At 63.5% G+C, this 15,571-nt stretch carries 18 protein-coding genes; 6 read left to right on the top strand and 12 right to left on the bottom strand.

Features of this window, described 5'->3' with window-relative positions; genetic code table 11:
* Positions 1 to 12: 12 nt before the first annotated feature.
* From murI to EO99_RS0112250, 4 genes are all read right to left on the bottom strand, one after another.
* The gene (gene murI / locus EO99_RS0112265; RefSeq protein WP_037111691.1) at positions 13 to 843 is read right to left on the bottom strand and encodes a glutamate racemase; all 831 of its coding nucleotides are present in this window, start codon (positions 841 to 843) and stop codon (positions 13 to 15) included.
* Positions 827 to 1,642: an RNA methyltransferase gene (locus EO99_RS0112260; protein ID WP_029618935.1), complete on the bottom strand. Its 816-nt coding sequence runs from the start codon at positions 1,640 to 1,642 to the stop codon at positions 827 to 829. The genes murI and EO99_RS0112260 overlap by 17 nt, the downstream gene beginning before the upstream one ends.
* A 79-nt stretch (positions 1,643 to 1,721) precedes the next feature.
* The gene (locus tag EO99_RS0112255; RefSeq protein WP_029618934.1) at positions 1,722 to 2,333 is read right to left on the bottom strand and encodes a LysE family translocator; all 612 of its coding nucleotides are present in this window, start codon (positions 2,331 to 2,333) and stop codon (positions 1,722 to 1,724) included.
* Between the two features lie 36 nt (positions 2,334 to 2,369).
* Positions 2,370 to 3,221 (bottom strand): cell envelope integrity EipB family protein, encoded by an 852-nt coding sequence (locus EO99_RS0112250; RefSeq protein ID WP_029618933.1) that lies wholly within the window; start codon positions 3,219 to 3,221, stop codon positions 2,370 to 2,372.
* A 110-nt stretch (positions 3,222 to 3,331) separates the two neighbouring features.
* On the opposite strand from EO99_RS0112250, the gene EO99_RS0112245 reads away from it, so the two are divergent.
* The 4 genes from EO99_RS0112245 to EO99_RS0112230 are packed head-to-tail and all read left to right on the top strand — an operon-like array spanning position 3,332 to position 6,168.
* Complete coding sequence (locus tag EO99_RS0112245; RefSeq protein WP_029618932.1) at positions 3,332 to 3,802, top strand: RidA family protein; 471 nt, start codon at positions 3,332 to 3,334, stop codon at positions 3,800 to 3,802.
* Entirely contained in the window at positions 3,799 to 4,524 is a 726-nt protein-coding gene (locus EO99_RS0112240; RefSeq protein WP_029618931.1) for a glycerophosphodiester phosphodiesterase, read from the top strand. Before EO99_RS0112245 ends, EO99_RS0112240 begins: the two co-directional genes overlap by 4 nt.
* Position 4,525: 1 nt before the next feature.
* Positions 4,526 to 5,740 (top strand): GNAT family N-acetyltransferase, encoded by a 1,215-nt coding sequence (locus EO99_RS0112235; RefSeq protein ID WP_029618930.1) that lies wholly within the window; start codon positions 4,526 to 4,528, stop codon positions 5,738 to 5,740.
* Positions 5,737 to 6,168 carry an HIT family protein gene (locus tag EO99_RS0112230; protein ID WP_029618929.1) on the top strand — a complete coding sequence of 144 codons (432 nt, stop codon included), beginning with the start codon at positions 5,737 to 5,739 and terminating at the stop codon, positions 6,166 to 6,168. Before EO99_RS0112235 ends, EO99_RS0112230 begins: the two co-directional genes overlap by 4 nt.
* A 6-nt stretch (positions 6,169 to 6,174) precedes the next feature.
* Here EO99_RS0112230 and EO99_RS0112225 read toward each other — a convergent pair whose 3' ends face one another.
* From EO99_RS0112225 to EO99_RS0112195, 7 genes are all read right to left on the bottom strand, one after another.
* The gene (locus EO99_RS0112225; protein ID WP_029618928.1) at positions 6,175 to 6,516 is read right to left on the bottom strand and encodes an AzlD domain-containing protein; all 342 of its coding nucleotides are present in this window, start codon (positions 6,514 to 6,516) and stop codon (positions 6,175 to 6,177) included.
* The gene (locus EO99_RS0112220; RefSeq protein WP_051679824.1) at positions 6,513 to 7,265 is read right to left on the bottom strand and encodes an AzlC family ABC transporter permease; all 753 of its coding nucleotides are present in this window, start codon (positions 7,263 to 7,265) and stop codon (positions 6,513 to 6,515) included. The genes EO99_RS0112225 and EO99_RS0112220 overlap by 4 nt, the downstream gene beginning before the upstream one ends.
* An 88-nt stretch (positions 7,266 to 7,353) precedes the next feature.
* A complete protein-coding gene (gene clpA / locus EO99_RS0112215; RefSeq protein WP_029618926.1) occupies positions 7,354 to 9,864 on the bottom strand; it encodes an ATP-dependent Clp protease ATP-binding subunit ClpA in 2,511 nt (836 codons plus the stop codon).
* Between the two features lie 9 nt (positions 9,865 to 9,873).
* Complete coding sequence (clpS, locus tag EO99_RS0112210) at positions 9,874 to 10,227, bottom strand: ATP-dependent Clp protease adapter ClpS (protein WP_029618925.1); 354 nt, start codon at positions 10,225 to 10,227, stop codon at positions 9,874 to 9,876.
* A 250-nt stretch (positions 10,228 to 10,477) separates the two neighbouring features.
* A complete protein-coding gene (locus EO99_RS0112205; RefSeq protein WP_029618924.1) occupies positions 10,478 to 10,681 on the bottom strand; it encodes a DUF3126 family protein in 204 nt (67 codons plus the stop codon).
* 123 nt (positions 10,682 to 10,804) lie between these two features.
* Entirely contained in the window at positions 10,805 to 11,629 is an 825-nt protein-coding gene (cysE, locus tag EO99_RS0112200) for a serine O-acetyltransferase (RefSeq protein ID WP_029618923.1), read from the bottom strand.
* Positions 11,630 to 11,743: 114 nt separating this feature from the next.
* Positions 11,744 to 12,520 (bottom strand): alpha/beta fold hydrolase, encoded by a 777-nt coding sequence (locus EO99_RS0112195; RefSeq protein ID WP_029618922.1) that lies wholly within the window; start codon positions 12,518 to 12,520, stop codon positions 11,744 to 11,746.
* Between the two features lie 158 nt (positions 12,521 to 12,678).
* Between EO99_RS0112195 and EO99_RS0112190 the strand changes: the two genes are divergently transcribed.
* Positions 12,679 to 12,924 carry a zinc-finger domain-containing protein gene (locus EO99_RS0112190; protein WP_029618921.1) on the top strand — a complete coding sequence of 82 codons (246 nt, stop codon included), beginning with the start codon at positions 12,679 to 12,681 and terminating at the stop codon, positions 12,922 to 12,924.
* Positions 12,925 to 12,944: 20 nt separating this feature from the next.
* Positions 12,945 to 14,108: an FAD-dependent monooxygenase gene (locus tag EO99_RS0112185; RefSeq protein ID WP_029618920.1), complete on the top strand. Its 1,164-nt coding sequence runs from the start codon at positions 12,945 to 12,947 to the stop codon at positions 14,106 to 14,108.
* Here EO99_RS0112185 and EO99_RS0112180 read toward each other — a convergent pair whose 3' ends face one another.
* The gene (locus EO99_RS0112180; RefSeq protein ID WP_029618919.1) at positions 14,109 to 15,299 is read right to left on the bottom strand and encodes a cystathionine beta-lyase; all 1,191 of its coding nucleotides are present in this window, start codon (positions 15,297 to 15,299) and stop codon (positions 14,109 to 14,111) included.
* Between the last annotated feature and the right edge of the window lie 272 nt (positions 15,300 to 15,571).

Here is a 15,571-nt window from a genome sequence, read left to right as displayed (position 1 = left end):
GCCACCGATTTGTCAGGTTGGCAAGAGCCTGCGCGGCGACGGTTCGACGCGCAGACCAAAGCCCTGCATCAGCCGGCAGGTGGCAAAGTCCGGATTGCCGGAGGTGAAGATGGCGACATCCGGATCGGGCAGCGCCGGCGCCTGCAGTCCCTGTTCCTCGGGCATCAGGGACAGCGCCCGGCGCGCGATCGCTTCGGCGGGATCGATCCAGTCGACCGGCCAGGGCGCGGTCTTGCGCATCCGGTTCACCAGGAAGGGGTAATGGGTGCAGGCAAGCACGACGATGTCGGTCCGGCGCCCCTCCTGCTCGATGAAACACGGGGCGATCTCCTCACGGACAGCGTCCTCATCGACGAAACCCTGGCGCATGTAGGTTTCCGCCAGCCCCGCCAGTCGCTCGCTGCCGACGAGGCGGACATGCACCCTTGAGGCCCATTCGCCGATCAGGTTGCGGGTATACTGCCGCTTCACCGTACCGGGCGTCGCCAGCACCGATATCAGGCCCGACCGAGTCCGCTCCGCCGCCGGCTTGATGGCGGGAACGGTTCCGACGAAGGGTGTATCGGGAAACGCGGCGCGCAGGTCATCGAGCACGAGTGTCGAGGCGGTATTGCAGGCGATGACCGCGATTTCCGGGTCGTGCTCGGCGATCAGCCCTCGGAACAAGGAGACGATGTGGGCGCGCAGACGATCCTCTTCCCAGCTGCCATAGGGAAAGCCTGCGTCATCGGCCACATAGACGAAACGGCGCCCGGGCATCAGTACGCGTGCCTCGCGCAAAACGGTCAGGCCGCCGATACCCGAATCGAACATCAGCACCGGCCTTTCAGGCTTCGTCGTCATTCTCCGGCGGCTCCACTCTCCCGGTCGTCTTCGACCACCGTCGCGGGAACCGGTCGAGTGAGCGGATCACACCACGAAACACGCTGATTTCCTGCTCGGTGAAGCCGCGACGCGAAATCACCGCGCGGAGGTTGTCGACCATTTTGGGCTTTTTGGCGGGCGGATGGAAATAGCCGCGCGAATCGAGGGCCTCCTCCAGATGCTCGAACAGACCAAGCACCTGCTCCTTGGTGGAGGGTCGCTGCTCGACCGGCAGGAATGGCGTCGCCGCCACGTCGTCGAGACCGGTCTTCATCCACTCGTAGGACATCAGCAGGACTGCCTGGGCGATGTTGAGCGAGGCGAAGGCGGGATTGACCGGAAAGGTGACGATCTCGTCGGCGAGCGCCACTTCCTCGTTTGTCAGCCCCCAGCGCTCCCGGCCGAACAGCACGCCGGTTTTCTCGCCCGCCTTGAACTTCGCCCGCAGCGTTTCCGCAGCCGTAACCGGCGAGCGGACCGGCTTGAACCCGTAGCGTTCCCGCGCCGTCGTCGCATAGACGAAGTTGAGGTCGGCGATCGCCTCCTCCAGGGTGTCGAACACCTTGGTCGCGTCGATCACGTGATCGGCTTTGGACGCGGCCGCGCGCGCTTTCTCGCTCGGCCATCCGTCACGCGGTTTGACGAGACGCAGTTCCGCCAGGCCGAAATTGGCCATGGCCCGGGCCACCATGCCGATGTTCTCGCCCAGCTGCGGCTCGACCAGAATGACGGCCGGTCCTTCGGCTATGAGTTCGCGCTCGCTGTTCGTACCTGACATTGCTCAATCCGATCCTTCGCGCGCCGCAATAGCGGGCAACGGCCGGATCGGCAAGAGCCGTGAGATCGTCAACGCCCCCTCAGCGGTCCGCCAGCGCCAGTTTGGCACCCATGGCGACGAAGGCAGCCGCAAAGGTGCGGCGCATCCAGGTCACCACAGAGGGACGCGAGATGACATGCCTGCGCATGGCGGCGGCAAAGACGCCGTAGCCGACGAAGACGACGAAGGTCAGCGCCATGAACGCGCCGCTCAGGACCAGCATCATCGGCAGCGCATCCGGCTGCGTCGGGCTGACGAACTGCGGCAGGAAGGCGAAGAAGAAGATCGACAGCTTTGGATTGAGGATGTTGAGGAGGATTCCGGAGGCGATCGTCTGCCGCACCGAACGCGGCGCAGCCTCCTCGTCGACGCTGAGCGCGCCCCGGTCGGTGATCGTCTTCCAGGCCATGTAGAGCAGATAGGCGACGCCGAGATACTTGATGATCTCGAAGGCGAGCGCGCTTGTGTGCAGCACGGCGGCAAGCCCCGTCACGGCGGCGGCGATATGCGGCACGATGCCCAGGGTGCAGCCGAAGGCGGCGATGATGCTGGCGCGGGCGCCGCGCGAGAGGCCGGCGGCAAGCGTGTAGAGTACGCCGGTGCCGGGCGACGCGACGATGACGAGGGAGGTCAGAAGGAATTCAAGGCTCATGCACGCATTCCTTTCGGTCCTGCCGCCCCGATCGGTTTACTGGGCGGGCTGTTTCAGATCGCAGTTGGGCCTGTCCAGAAGCTCCAGCCGGGCAAGGGTCCCGCTCAGCACGAACTCACCGTAGTCCATGGTCAGATCGCGCGTGATGCCGTTGTCGTAGAGCTTGAAGGACATGGTGTAGACCGGCGTCGCATCCCCTTCTCCACCTTCGCCGAAGTAGGCGATGGTGACGGGCCAGTAGGTCGCGTCGGCAAATTCTCCGGCCTTCCCGGCATCGTCATCCGCGGATGTTCCGTCCGGCGTCTGCTGCGGACCGATCACCGTATTGGTGATCATGCTCTGGTCGCCGTTTTCCGAACCGTCGAAGATCCGGGTTTCGAAAAAGCGGATACCGGCCCGGGCGTTCTTGATCACTTCCAGCATGTGTTCCGTGGGGAAGGCGCTGGCAACGAGTTCGAGCTGCCGCGGGTCCGGGCGCTCGATCTCCACCACCACCTTGGAATCGTCTTCCCGCGCCTCGCCCACCACTTCCTTGTCCATCTGCTCGTCGGTGAAGGACTTCGTCTCGAAGCGGAACTGGCCAGCCTCTGTATCCTCGAACGTCGTCGTCTGCTGATCCGTCAGACGCGTCTCCTCGCCGGAGTTGATGCGCGTCACGAAGCGGAAATTGGTGGTGAAGCCGGTGCAGGCAGAGCCGGTGAACTCATAGACCATCCGGCCGCTCATGCCCTCGATTCCGGAGCGATCCGAGGCATCCTTGAGCTGCAGGTCGTAGACTGCCCGGTGCGGCAGAAGACCTGCCGCGCCCTCGACGCCAGCCGACGCCGATCCCGCTCCCACGGCAGCAAAACCGGCGGTCAGGATCAGTGCGAGTGCCGAATAGTTCATTCATTATCTCCTGTCGGACTCACTGCCGATGTTATAAGAACGCCATCCAGCAAGGGTATGTCCCTGAATGCAGGATTTTTGAGACGTTGACAACAAAACTGGAGTGGACCATGTCCGAAGCCATCGAGGCCCGCCTCAAGGAACGGGGGATTTCCCTTCCCGCAGCCGCAGCACCGGCTGCCAATTATGTCCCTTTCACGATCTCCGGCAACATGCTTTATCTTTCCGGCCAGCTGCCGATGGAAAACGGCAAGGTCGCGGTCACGGGACTGGTGGGTCGTGATGTCGATGTGGCCGGTGCCCAGCGCGCCGCCGAACTCTGCGCCATCAACATTCTCGCCCAGGCCAAGGCAGCGCTGAACGGCGACCTCGGCCGCATCCGGCGCATCCTGAAGCTGAACGGCTTCGTCGCCTCCGTACCGGAGTTCACCGAACAGCACCTGGTCATCAACGGCGCCTCGAACCTGATCGCCGATATCCTTGGCGACGCCGGCAAGCACGCCCGCGCCGCCGTCGGCATGGCGGCGCTGCCGTTCAATGCCTCGGTCGAGATCGACGCCATCATCGAGATCGACGCATGACATCGGCCGCCTGGATCAAGGACGTCCCGGTCGCCCATCGCGGCTACCACGACATGAACAAGACGGTCTGGGAGAACACGCTGTCCGCCTTCTCCCGCGCAATCGATGCAGGCTTTGCGATCGAATGCGACCTCCAGCTCGCCTCCGACAGCGTGCCGGTCGTCTTCCACGACCATACGCTGGAACGTCTCTGCGGCATCGCCGGCGACGTGCGTGAACGCACATCCGGCGAACTCGGCATGCTGACCGTCGGTGGAACTGCCGACAGGATCCCGACGCTGAAGCAGATGCTGAAGCATGTCGCGGGCCGCGTGCCGCTGGTGATCGAGGTCAAGGGTCGCAAGAACGAGGACGACGGCTTTGCCGAGGCCGTCCTGGAAGTCCTCGAAGGCTACGAGGGCGAGGTCGCGCTGATGAGCTTCGACCTTCACATCCTCAAGGATCTGAAGGCCGCCGGCTGCCCCTATCCGCTCGGCCTCACCGCCGAGGGAACGAAGCCCGAGGATTTCTTCAAGCAAGACGAGGCCATGCACCTCGGCCTCGACTTCATTTCCTATCAATACGCCCATCTGCCCAACAGCTTCATCACCGCGCAGCGACAGGCAGGCATTCCCGTGATTACCTGGACCGTGAGGGATGAAAATGCACGGGCGCATACCTATTCTCATGCAGACCAGATGACCTTCGAAGGCTTCGACCCACGGGAGACTGCGGCCCCCTAGAATGACAGCATCTCTTATCATCCGCATCGAGCAGAGTATTGCCGCGATCGCGCCGGAGCGCTGGTCGCGGCTCACCGGCGCCTCGAAGTCCGGACCGGGCGGATACAATCCCTTCGTCTCGCACGCCTATCTCTCCGCCCTCGAAGAATCCGGCTCGGCCACGGCGAAGACCGGCTGGATGGGGCACCACACGCTGCTGGAAAGTGATGATGGCACCCTGCTCGGCGCCATCCCCGGCTACCTGAAGAGCCACAGCCAGGGCGAATATGTCTTCGACCACGGCTGGGCGGATGCCTTCGAGCGCGCCGGCGGGCAATACTACCCCAAGATCCAGTGCAGCGTCCCCTTCACGCCGGCCACCGGTCCCCGCCTGCTGGTGGCAGAGGGCCAGGACGCCGATCTCATGCGCCAGACACTGGCGACCGGTCTCCAGCAGGTGACACGCCAGCTCGGCGTCTCGTCCGCCCACGTCACGTTCCTGCGGGAAGACGAACTGCCGGCTTTCGACGAGGCGGGCTATCTGCACCGCACCGACCAGCAGTTCCACTTCATCAACGACGGCTATGCCAACCACGACGCCTTCCTGGAGACGCTTGCGTCACGCAAGCGCAAGGCTCTGAAGAAGGAGCGGCGGGCGGCCCTCGAGAACGGCATCACCATCGACTGGCTGACCGGCAGCGACCTGACTGAAGACATCTGGGACCAGTTCTTCGCCTTCTACATGGACACCGGCAGCCGCAAGTGGGGGCGTCCCTATCTGACGCGCAGCTTCTACTCCCTGATCGGCGAGCGGATGCCCGAAGACATCCTGCTGGTGATGGCCAGGCGCGACGGCCGCTACGTCGCCGGCGCCATCAACTTCATCGGGTCGGACGCCCTTTACGGCCGCCATTGGGGCTGCAGCGAGGATCATCCCTTCCTGCATTTCGAGGTGTGCTACCACCAGGCCATCGATTTCGCCCTGTCAAAGGGACTGAAACGCGTCGAAGCGGGGGCGCAAGGGGAGCACAAGCTCGCCCGCGGCTACCTGCCGGTCAGGACCCATTCGGCCCATTACATCGCCCATCCCGGCCTTCGCAAAGCCGTCGCGAGCTATCTGGAGCGCGAGCGCGAAGAGGTCGAGCAGATCGGCGACTATCTGGAATCCCACAGCCCCTTCCGGAAGGGCGAGCGGCAGGATCCGGGAAAGACAGACGAAGGAGAGGAACCCCAATGAGCGGCCAGAGCTACGACGACAACAACATCTTCGCCAAGATCCTGCGCGGGGAGATCCCCGCTCACCGGGTCTACGAGGACGACCATACGGTCGCCTTCATGGACGTGATGCCCCAGGCCCCGGGCCATCTGCTGGTCGTGCCGAAGTCTCCGTCCCGCAACATGCTGGATGCCGACCCGGCCGTGCTCGCCAACACCGTCCAGGTCGTGCAGAAGCTCGCCAGGGCTGCCCAGGAGGCCTTTGAAGCCGACGGAATCACCATCATGCAGTTCAACGAGCCGGCGGCAGGCCAGACGGTGTTCCATCTGCATTTCCACGTGGTTCCGCGCCATGAGAGCCAGGCGCTCAAGCCGCATAGCGGACAGATGGAGGATGGCGAGATCCTGAAGGCGAACGCCGAAAAGGTCCGGGCCGTCCTCGCCGGCTGATCCGGCTCAGACGCCCAGCCAGTAGAGACCGAAGCCGAGCAGCAGCGTGGAGGTGACCACCGCCACGCCCACCCGCTGTCCCGCCAGCAGGAAGGCGAGAAAGCCGATGCCGGCAGCCCCGATCCGCAACCACAGTGGCGAGCCCGCCAGCGTCCCGGTCGGAAACACGATCAGCTTTGCGGTGACGGCCATGACAAGTGCCGTCGCTACGGCCCTCACCCAGTAGAGCGCTTCGGAATCCTCGTCGAGACGATTGCCGATCAACACCCCGAGCCATCGCCAGATGTCCGTCGCCAGCCAGCCGGCCACGGCAATCACCACATAGGTCCACCACCAGTCGCCGTTCATCGGATCGCGCCTTCACGGCCGGCCCGGCGCGGCCGGATCCAGAAGCGGTCGACGGCATAGGCAAGCGTGCCGCCGCCGATCCCGGCGTAGAGGACGTCGAACCCCGGCGCCACCAGCGCCATCAACGGCCCGCCGACGACTCCGATGACGAAGGCGAGCCTCACCACGGTATGCCGGGCCGTCGCCCAGATCGAAGCCAGGAAGTAGACCGGCGTCAGCATGAACAGCGCGCCGGAGACCACCGGTGGAAACGCTTCCACAACGCCGTAGCAGACGGCAACGATCAGCGTGTTGGTCAGCGTCAGCGTGATCCCGAAGCCGGCGAAGAAGGTCGTCCGGTATTCGCGCGGCACGTCCTTCAGTCGCTGGATCGCGAAGACCCAGGCGGTGATGGCGACGAAATGCGACAGCAGCAGCAGGAGCCAGGTCGGCGTCTTCTCGTTGCGCATTTCCGGCACGATCGACGCCACCATCGGCATCATCCGGATCGAGGAGAGCGTGACTGCCAGGAAACAGGCGGCGATATGTGCACCGCTTGCCATCATCCCGACGAGGATCATCTTCGCCGGAAGTGCCCAGATGGAGATCGTCATGAAGATCGCCTCGCCCCGCGAGATGCCGGATTCGAAGGCAAAGGCACTGAAGCCGACGAAGGAGGTCATCAGGATGACGGCGGGCAGCGAAGTGATGCCGCGCATTCCGGACAGAAACCAGAAGATGGCGGGCCGCATATCACTGGTTGGGGACATCAAGATTTCCGAAAACGACAATGCGCAGGCAGCAGGCATAACGCAGAAATGCCGGGCAATGAACCCGGCATTTCCTTTTCTCTGTCAATTACTTGGACTTGGGCACGCGCGGCACGATGCTGCCCTTGCGGGGCGGCGTCTTCGGCGCCTCCTCGGAGACGGCCACATCCGCCTCGACCATCGGTCGAGCCTTGTCCTCGCCACTCGCCTTCTTGGAGGACCGCGGCTTCTTGGCCTTTGCCCCGCCCTCTTCGGACGCCTCTTCCACCTCGGCCTCGCGCTTCGGTTTGACAGGCACCGTCTCGGGCACGCAGTCGAGCAGCAGTCCGTTGGTGCCGTCGTCCTTCTTGCCCACGGTCACATGCACGACACCGCCCTTGCGGAGCTTGCCGAACAGGATCTCGTTGGCGAGCGGCTTCTTGATGTACTCCTGGATGACGCGCGAAAGTGGCCGCGCACCCATCTTCTCGTCGTAACCCTTCTCCGCCAGCCAGGCGATCGCATCGTCCTGCAGGTCGAAGGTGATGTTTCGCTCCGAAAGCTGCGTCTCGAGCTGCATGACGAACTTCTGCACCACCTGATGGATGACGTCCGTCGGCAACGGCGCGAACGGAATGGTCGCGTCGAGACGGTTGCGGAACTCCGGCGTGAACAGGCGGTTCAATGCCTCCTCGTCTTCGCCGGTGCGCTTCGACGAACCGAAGCCGATGGCGGCCTTGGCCATTTCCGAAGCGCCCGCGTTCGTCGTCATGATCAGGATGACGTTGCGGAAGTCGATCTTCTTGCCGTTGTGGTCCGTCAGCGAGCCGTGGTCCATCACCTGCAGCAGGATGTTGAAGATATCCGGATGCGCCTTCTCGATCTCGTCGAGCAGCACGACGCTGTGCGGGTGCTGGTCGACGCCATCGGTCAGGAGACCGCCCTGGTCGAAGCCGACATAGCCGGGAGGCGCACCGAGCAGACGCGAGACCGTATGCCGCTCCATGTATTCCGACATGTCGAACCGCAGCATTTCCACGCCGAGCGACGCGGCCAGCTGCTTGGCCACCTCGGTCTTGCCGACGCCGGTGGGGCCGGAGAAGACATAGGAGCCGATCGGCTTGTTGGGTTCGCGCAGGCCGGCACGGGCAAGCTTGATTGCCGTCGACAAGGCCTCGATCGCTGCATCCTGGCCGTAGACAACCGAGCGCAGTTCCTTCTCCAGGTTGGCGAGAACCATCTCGTCGTCCTTGGAGACGGTCTTGGCCGGGATCCGGGCCATCGTCGCGATGGTGACCTCGATCTCCTTCTCGGTGATCAGCTTGCGGCGCTTGGAAGCCGGCAGCAGCATCTGTGCCGCACCGGTCTCGTCGATCACGTCGATCGCCTTGTCCGGCAGCTTGCGGTCGGAGATGTAGCGCGCCGAAAGCTCGACGGCCGACCGGATCGCCTCGTTGGTGTAGCGAAGCTTGTGGTATTCCTCGAAGTAGGGCTTCAGGCCCTTCATGATCTCGATCGCATCGTCGATCGACGGCTCGTTGACGTCGATCTTCTGGAAGCGGCGGACCAGCGCCCGGTCCTTCTCGAAGAACTGGCGATACTCCTTGTAGGTGGTCGAACCGATGCAGCGGATCTGCCCGGAAGACAGCGCCGGCTTCAGAAGGTTCGAGGCATCCATGGCACCGCCCGACGTCGCGCCCGCACCGATGACGGTGTGGATTTCGTCGATGAACAGCACCGCACCCGGATAGTCCTCGAGTTCCTTGACGACCTGCTTCAGGCGCTCCTCGAAATCGCCGCGGTAACGGGTGCCGGCGAGCAGCGTGCCCATGTCGAGCGAGAAGATGGTCGCATCGGCGAGCGCCTCGGGCACCTTGCCTTCGACGATCCGCTTGGCCAGACCTTCGGCGATCGCCGTCTTGCCGACGCCGGGATCGCCCACGTAGAGCGGATTGTTCTTGGACCGGCGGCACAGCACCTGGATGGTGCGGTTGACCTCGGAATGGCGCCCGATGAGCGGATCGATGCGCCCGTTCTTGGCCTTCTCGTTCAGGTTGACGCAATAGGCCTTCAGGGCATCGGCCGGCTTCTTGCCGGGAGCTTCATCCTGTTCGCGCGAGGGCTTGGCGTCTGCGTCGCTCTCCTCGGCACCGCGCGGCGGCCGTACCGTCGAGGACCCGGGCCGCTTGCCGATCCCGTGAGAGATGTAGTTGACGGCGTCATAGCGCGTCATCTCCTGCTCCTGCAGGAAGAAGGCGGCATGGCTTTCCCGTTCCGCGAAGATCGCCACCAGCACATTGGCGCCGGTAACCTCCTCGCGTCCGGAAGACTGGACATGGATGACGGCGCGCTGGATGACGCGCTGGAAGCCGGAGGTCGGCTTCGAATCCTCGTCGTATCCGGTGATCAGGTTGGCAAGTTCGTTGTCGACGTAGTCGGCAACGGTCTTGCGCAGGGCATCCAGGTTGACGTTACACGCACCCATGACCGCTGCAGCATCGGCATCGTCGATCAATGCCAGCAACAGATGCTCGAGCGTGGCATATTCGTGATGCCGCTCGTTCGCAAACGTCAGTGCCTGGTGTAGCGCCTTTTCAAGACTAGGCGAAAAAGTTGGCACGTGGATTCCTCACTTCTTTTCCATCACGCATTGAAGGGGATGCTGGTGCTGTCGGGCAAAATCCATGACCTGACTGACCTTTGTCTCCGCCACTTCATACGTAAATATTCCACACTCCCCCACGCCATGATTGTGCACGTGGAGCATGATCCGCGTCGCCGCCTCAAGATCCTTCTGGAAGAACCGCTCCAGGATATGAATGACGAATTCCATGGGAGTGTAGTCGTCGTTCAGGAGCAACACGCGGTACAGGTTCGGTTTCTTCGTCTTCGGCTTGGTGCGGGTGATGACGGACGTGCCGCGATTTGCGTTGTCTCCGTCGCCGTTCTTTTCGTCTTGCATCAAGATCGGCGCTGCGATCATTTCGTTCATTCCCCAATCATCCGGCGGGTGACCATCTGGTTTAAGCGGCGGACATCAGATGCTCTTAACTTAGTGCATTTGACCCCGATTTTAAGCCCCCCGCGCTGTGGCGCAATCACTATTCCTTGCGCGGCCGGATCATTCGAAAAAGCAGCCGTCGGAATCGAAAGACCGGCGAACGGGCGTCGCCGGTCTCCAATCAAATATAGTGCAGAAGCGCCGCGCGACAAAGCCGCGTCTGAACCCGGGGCTACAGATCGACGTCGAGGATCGCCATCGAGAAATTGTAGGAGCGGTCGCCGTCCTCGTCGTCGATGTAGACGACGCCCAGGAACTCGTCGCCAATATAGACTTCCGCCGAATCGTCCTTGCGCGGGCGCGCCTTGACCGCCATCTGCGGGTTGAACGTCCGCTTGAAGTAGCCGTCCAGCTTCTTGATTTCTTCTGGCTTCATGATTTTTTCTCCGTCAGCGGTTCGATTTCGGGGCTTGTGCCATGGCATCGCAGCCAAAGTAAAGGCAACGGTCGGCCACCCGGCATTTTTCGTGCCGGTGCCGGGAGGGGGATCGTCGAGGGTCTATTCGTCGGAGCTGAGAAGCTGGTCCATCAGCCGGGCGGGCTCAGAGCAGCCGGCCTCGCCTACGACCTTCGCCGGGACGCCCGCAACGGTCGTCTTCGGCGGCACGGGCTTCAACACGACCGAACCGGCAGCGACCCGGGAGCACGAGCCGATCTCGATATTGCCGAGAATCTTGGCGCCTGCGCCGATCAGCACGCCGTTGGCGATCTTCGGATGACGCTCGGCGCCTTCCTTGCCGGTGCCGCCCAGCGTCACGCCGTGCAGGATCGAGACATTGTCGCCGATCACCGCCGTCTCGCCGACGACGAGACCGGTGGCATGATCGAGGAAGATGCCCTTGCCGATGCGCGCGGCCGGATTGATGTCCGTCTGGAAGACGCTGGAGGCGCGGCTCTGCAGGTAGAGCGCAAAGTCCCGCCGCCCGCGCGACAGCAGCCAATGGGCCAGCCGATGCGTCTGGATGGCGTGAAAGCCCTTGAAGTAGAGGACGGGTTCGAGAAAGCGCAGGCATGCCGGATCGCGGTCATAGACAGCCTGGATGTCCACCCGCAGGACCGAACCCCATTCCGGCCAGTCAGCCAGCATCTCAGCGAAGGTCTGGCGAAGCAGCACGGCCTGGAGATCGGCATGATCGAGCCGCTCGCAGATGCGATGGATCACGCTGTCTTCCAGCGAGCGGTGGTTGAGAACCGTCGAATAGAGGAAGGCCGCCAGCAGCGGGTCGCTGTCGGCCGCAGCGCGCGCTTCCTGCCGCATCGTATCCCAGATCGGATCGACGCTGGCCACCGGGTCATTGGGGCGAATTTCGGTTCTCGCGGCCATCGCCGTCTCCTCGTTCTCGATGGAGGATAATATATATAAGAACATTACAGGAAGACCAACGCCTCCAACATCGCATTTCGCTGATCTTTATCGTCAGGGCGGATCGTTCGCCCCTCAGAGTTCTTCGTAGAATTCGAGCACGGCCTTCTTGAAGACCCGGTCACCGACCGCCAGCATGTGGTCGCGGCCCGGAATGTCGAGGGCTGTCGCATGCGGCATCAGGGCGGCAAGCTTCTGCGGAGAACCGGCGATATCGTCCTTCGTTCCCACGCCGATCAGCGTCGGCGCCTCGATCCGCCCCATGTCGTCCTCCGACACCAGGTCCCGGGAGCCGCGGATGCAGGCGGCGAGTGCCTCACGGTCGCTCTTGGTCTGGTCGGCGAAGGCGCGAAACATGCGCCCGCGCTCGTGCGAAACATCGTCGAGCGTCGGCGCCATCAGGGCATCGGCGATCGGATCCCAGTCGCCGACCCCGTCGGTCATGCCGCTCCCGAGCCCGCCCAGCACCAGCGACCGCACCCGGTCCGGATGGTTGAGCGCGAGGAAGACGGAGATGCGGGCACCCATCGAATAGCCCATCACATGCGCCTGCGGGATGCGCAGATGGTCGAGCAGTGCGGCGGCGTCTTCGGCCATGACCCACGGCCGGTAGGCCTCCTGATCGCGCGGCTTGTCACTCCGGCCATGACCCCGGTTGTCGATCGCGATCACCCGGTAGCCCGCCTCGCCCAGCGTTTTCAGCCAGCCCGGGTGCACCCAGTTGACCAGTGCGCTCGAGGCAAAGCCGTGGATGAGCAGCACTGGCTGCCCCTCCGGATCGCCCTCGTCGAAGTAGAAGAGATCGAGGCCATCATGGGCGAAGGAGGAAAACGCGGGGGCATTGAGGTTCATGAACCGGCTTTCTGATCAGTTTGGAGCCCGCAGGCAGAGCGAGCGGATTTAAACCGCCGGCTGCGCCGTTTCCACCCCGCCGCGTCAGTTTTTCCCACTACACATTCCGCCATCGGGGAGATAATGTCCGGCGCAACGAAAAAGCATCGGAGACGACAATGGCTGGGCACGGCATCCCTCACTTCCAGAACGACGGCGGTCACAGGCTGATCCAGATCGGCGTGAAGGAGTTCATGTGCACCGGCGCGTCGGTTCCTTACGACCATCCGCACATCTACATCGACATGGGCGACGACGTCGAAAAGGTCTGCTCCTACTGCTCGACCCTCTATCGCTACAATCCGGCCCTGAAGCCCGAGCAGACGGACCCGCCGGGCTGCGTCTTCCACGTCAGGGCGGCGTAGTCCTCCGATCGGCATTGAAGATGCCGACAGACAGGATCGCCATTGTCGGCGCCGGAATGGCCGGGCTGACCGCTGCCCTCGCATTCGCACGAAAGGGTATTGCCTGCGATATCTACGAACAGGCACCGGAACTGACGGAAGTTGGCGCTGGCCTGCAGATCTCGCCCAATGCATCGCGCATTCTCGATGCGCTCGGCGTGCTGGAGAAGATCGAAACGGTCTGGACCGAACCGGAGCGCATCAACCTCCTCTCCGGCACCAGCCTGCGGGCCATCAGTCATGTGCCGGCCGGCAGTTTCGCGCGTGCGCGCTGGGGGGCGCCCTATGGCGTTCTGCACCGCTCGACGCTGCAGAACGCGCTGCTGGAAGCCGTGCTGGCGCAACCGCTTTGCAACCTGAAGCTCGCCACCCGCCTGTCGCCGGACGACATGCCCGACCTCATCGGCGCCGGCAAACCCTACAAACTTGTCGTCGGGGCTGATGGCGTCTGGTCGCAAATGCGCCACCGCGTTTCCGGCGGACCGGAACCAGAGTTTTCCGGAAATGTCGCCTGGCGCTTCACTGTCCCCGCTGCAGAGGGCCCCGCCTGGCTGACACCGGATGCTGTCTCGGCCTTCCTCGGCCCCTCCGCCCACCTCGTCTCCTATCCCCTGAAAGACGCCGGCGGCTTCAATGTGGTCGCCATCGCCTCAGGCATCAGTCCGGGCGAGACCTGGGAAGCGACGTCGACGCAGGCACAGCGGCAGATGCTGCTTGACCAGTTCCGGAACTGGAACCGCCAGATCGTATCTGTTCTCGAAAGAGCCCCTGCCCCGACCTTCTGGCCGCTTTACCAGATGATTCCGGGGCGCTGGCAGAACGGCCGCGACACCGTGCTGATCGGCGACGCCGCCCACGCCATGATGCCGTTTGCGGCGCAGGGCGCGGCGATGGCGATCGAGGATGCCTTCGCGCTCGCGGCCCATGTGGCGGGCGCCGCCTCGATTGCCGAGGCGCTCGGCACCTTCGAGGCGGAGCGCCTGCCGCGCATCGCCCGGGCCCGAGCCCGCGGCAAGTTCAACCGCTTCGCCTATCACGCCCGTGGACCGGTCCGGCTGGGACGCGATCTCGTCCTGTCGCTGAGGCCGCCGCAGTCGCTTGCGGCGGATCTCGACTGGCTCTACGGCTACCGCAGCCGCGACTGATCAGACGGCCGCCGCGGCAGCGAACCCGGCTTCCAGATCCTTCTTCAGGTCGGCGACATCCTCGAGGCCGATCTGCAGACGGATCACCGGCCCATCCGTCGGTGCGGTGCGGATGGTGCGGTCCGAGAGGTTGACGGGCACGGCGAGGCTCTCGTAGCCGCCCCAGGAATAACCGAGGCCGAACAGGGACAGTGCGTCGAGGAGCGCATGCGCCTTGGCCTTGAACCGGCCCGCCTCGTCCACCTTGAGGACGAAGGAGAAGACGCCGCTGGCGCCTTTGAAGTCACGCTTCCAGATCTCGTGGCCGGGAAAGCTCGGCAGCGCCGGATGCAGCACCCGGGAAACGTCGTCGCGTCCCTCCAGCCATTGCGCGATATCCAGCGCGCTGCGCTGGTGATGGTCGAGCCGCACGCCCATGGACCGCAGCCCGCGCAGGATCTGGTAGGAATCGTCGGGTGAACCGCAGATCCCCATGCTGAGCGCCGTCTCCTTCAATTGCGGCCAGTGGGCCGCATTGGCCGACACGGATCCCATCACGATATCGGAATGGCCCGACGGATATTTCGTCGTCGCATGGATCGAGACATCGACGCCGAAATCGAGCGGCCGGAAGAACAGCGGCGTCGCCCAGGTATTGTCCATGGTGACGACACAGCCGTGTCGATGGGCGGCCTCCGAGATGGCCGGGATATCCTGCATCTCCATGGTGTTGGAGCCGGGCGCTTCCGTATGCACGAGCTTGGTATTGGCCTTGATCAGCGTCTCGATCCCGGCGCCGATCTCGGGATCGTAGTATTCGATCTCCACCCCAAGCCGCTTCAGCACCGTGTCGCAGAACTGCCGGCAGGGCGCATAGACCGAATCGACGATCAGCGCATGGTCGCCGGCCGAGAGATAGGCAAGGAATGGCACCGAGATCGCTGCAAGACCGGACGGCACGAGGGTTGTCCCGGCTGAGCCCTCGAGCGCGTCCAACGCCTCGCACAGCGCATCGGTCGTCGGCGTCCCGCGGGTACCATAGAGGTATTTCTGCTCCCGCTTCTCCATCGCCTGGCAATCGGGGAAGAGAACGGTCGACGCATGCACGACCGGAGGATTGACGAAACCGTGATAGCTGAAGGGATCGTGACCGATATGGGCGAGACGCGTGTTCACACCGGCCTCGGCGGGCAAGGATGCCTTGTTTTTCATCTGCGGAGAGCTTTCTTTGCAATGCGAGAAAGCGATGTTGCCGCCTCGTACGGATACGGTCAACCCTTTGGAACCAGCAAGTTATCGGCATGGCAGGTTCGTGGATCGAAGGCAGTTGCAAGCATTTTCGGCAGTGAGCGCCTAAAAATTGGATCAATGACGGACAAGCGGGCAAATTAAGCAACTTTGACGCTTTTCGGACACAATCTGGGGCGTCCCGACTTGACCATGACGCCTTTTCCGACTGTGATGGCCGTCTCCGCACCGGGAGG

Origin of the sequence: Pseudorhizobium marinum (genome assembly GCF_000705355.1) — a bacterium.
Classification (GTDB): Bacteria; Pseudomonadota; Alphaproteobacteria; order Rhizobiales; family Rhizobiaceae; genus Neorhizobium; species Neorhizobium pelagicum.
This window is presented reverse-complemented; position numbering and strand designations above follow the sequence as displayed.

Excerpts from the sequence above, each read along its gene's own strand:
- murI (WP_037111691.1), bottom strand. The coding sequence starts at position 843 with ATGACGACGAAGCCTGAAAGGCCGGTGCTGATGTTCGATTCGGGTATC.
- EO99_RS0112260 (WP_029618935.1), bottom strand. The coding sequence starts at position 1,642 with ATGTCAGGTACGAACAGCGAGCGCGAACTCATAGCCGAAGGACCGGCC.
- EO99_RS0112255 (WP_029618934.1), bottom strand. The coding sequence starts at position 2,333 with ATGAGCCTTGAATTCCTTCTGACCTCCCTCGTCATCGTCGCGTCGCCC.
- EO99_RS0112250 (WP_029618933.1), bottom strand. The coding sequence starts at position 3,221 with ATGAACTATTCGGCACTCGCACTGATCCTGACCGCCGGTTTTGCTGCC.
- EO99_RS0112245 (WP_029618932.1), top strand. The coding sequence starts at position 3,332 with ATGTCCGAAGCCATCGAGGCCCGCCTCAAGGAACGGGGGATTTCCCTT.
- EO99_RS0112240 (WP_029618931.1), top strand. The coding sequence starts at position 3,799 with ATGACATCGGCCGCCTGGATCAAGGACGTCCCGGTCGCCCATCGCGGC.
- EO99_RS0112235 (WP_029618930.1), top strand. The coding sequence starts at position 4,526 with ATGACAGCATCTCTTATCATCCGCATCGAGCAGAGTATTGCCGCGATC.
- EO99_RS0112230 (WP_029618929.1), top strand. The coding sequence starts at position 5,737 with ATGAGCGGCCAGAGCTACGACGACAACAACATCTTCGCCAAGATCCTG.
- EO99_RS0112225 (WP_029618928.1), bottom strand. The coding sequence starts at position 6,516 with ATGAACGGCGACTGGTGGTGGACCTATGTGGTGATTGCCGTGGCCGGC.
- EO99_RS0112220 (WP_051679824.1), bottom strand. The coding sequence starts at position 7,265 with ATGTCCCCAACCAGTGATATGCGGCCCGCCATCTTCTGGTTTCTGTCC.
- clpS (WP_029618925.1), bottom strand. The coding sequence starts at position 10,227 with ATGATCGCAGCGCCGATCTTGATGCAAGACGAAAAGAACGGCGACGGA.
- EO99_RS0112205 (WP_029618924.1), bottom strand. The coding sequence starts at position 10,681 with ATGAAGCCAGAAGAAATCAAGAAGCTGGACGGCTACTTCAAGCGGACG.
- cysE (WP_029618923.1), bottom strand. The coding sequence starts at position 11,629 with ATGGCCGCGAGAACCGAAATTCGCCCCAATGACCCGGTGGCCAGCGTC.
- EO99_RS0112195 (WP_029618922.1), bottom strand. The coding sequence starts at position 12,520 with ATGAACCTCAATGCCCCCGCGTTTTCCTCCTTCGCCCATGATGGCCTC.
- EO99_RS0112190 (WP_029618921.1), top strand. The coding sequence starts at position 12,679 with ATGGCTGGGCACGGCATCCCTCACTTCCAGAACGACGGCGGTCACAGG.
- EO99_RS0112185 (WP_029618920.1), top strand. The coding sequence starts at position 12,945 with ATGCCGACAGACAGGATCGCCATTGTCGGCGCCGGAATGGCCGGGCTG.
- EO99_RS0112180 (WP_029618919.1), bottom strand. The coding sequence starts at position 15,299 with ATGAAAAACAAGGCATCCTTGCCCGCCGAGGCCGGTGTGAACACGCGT.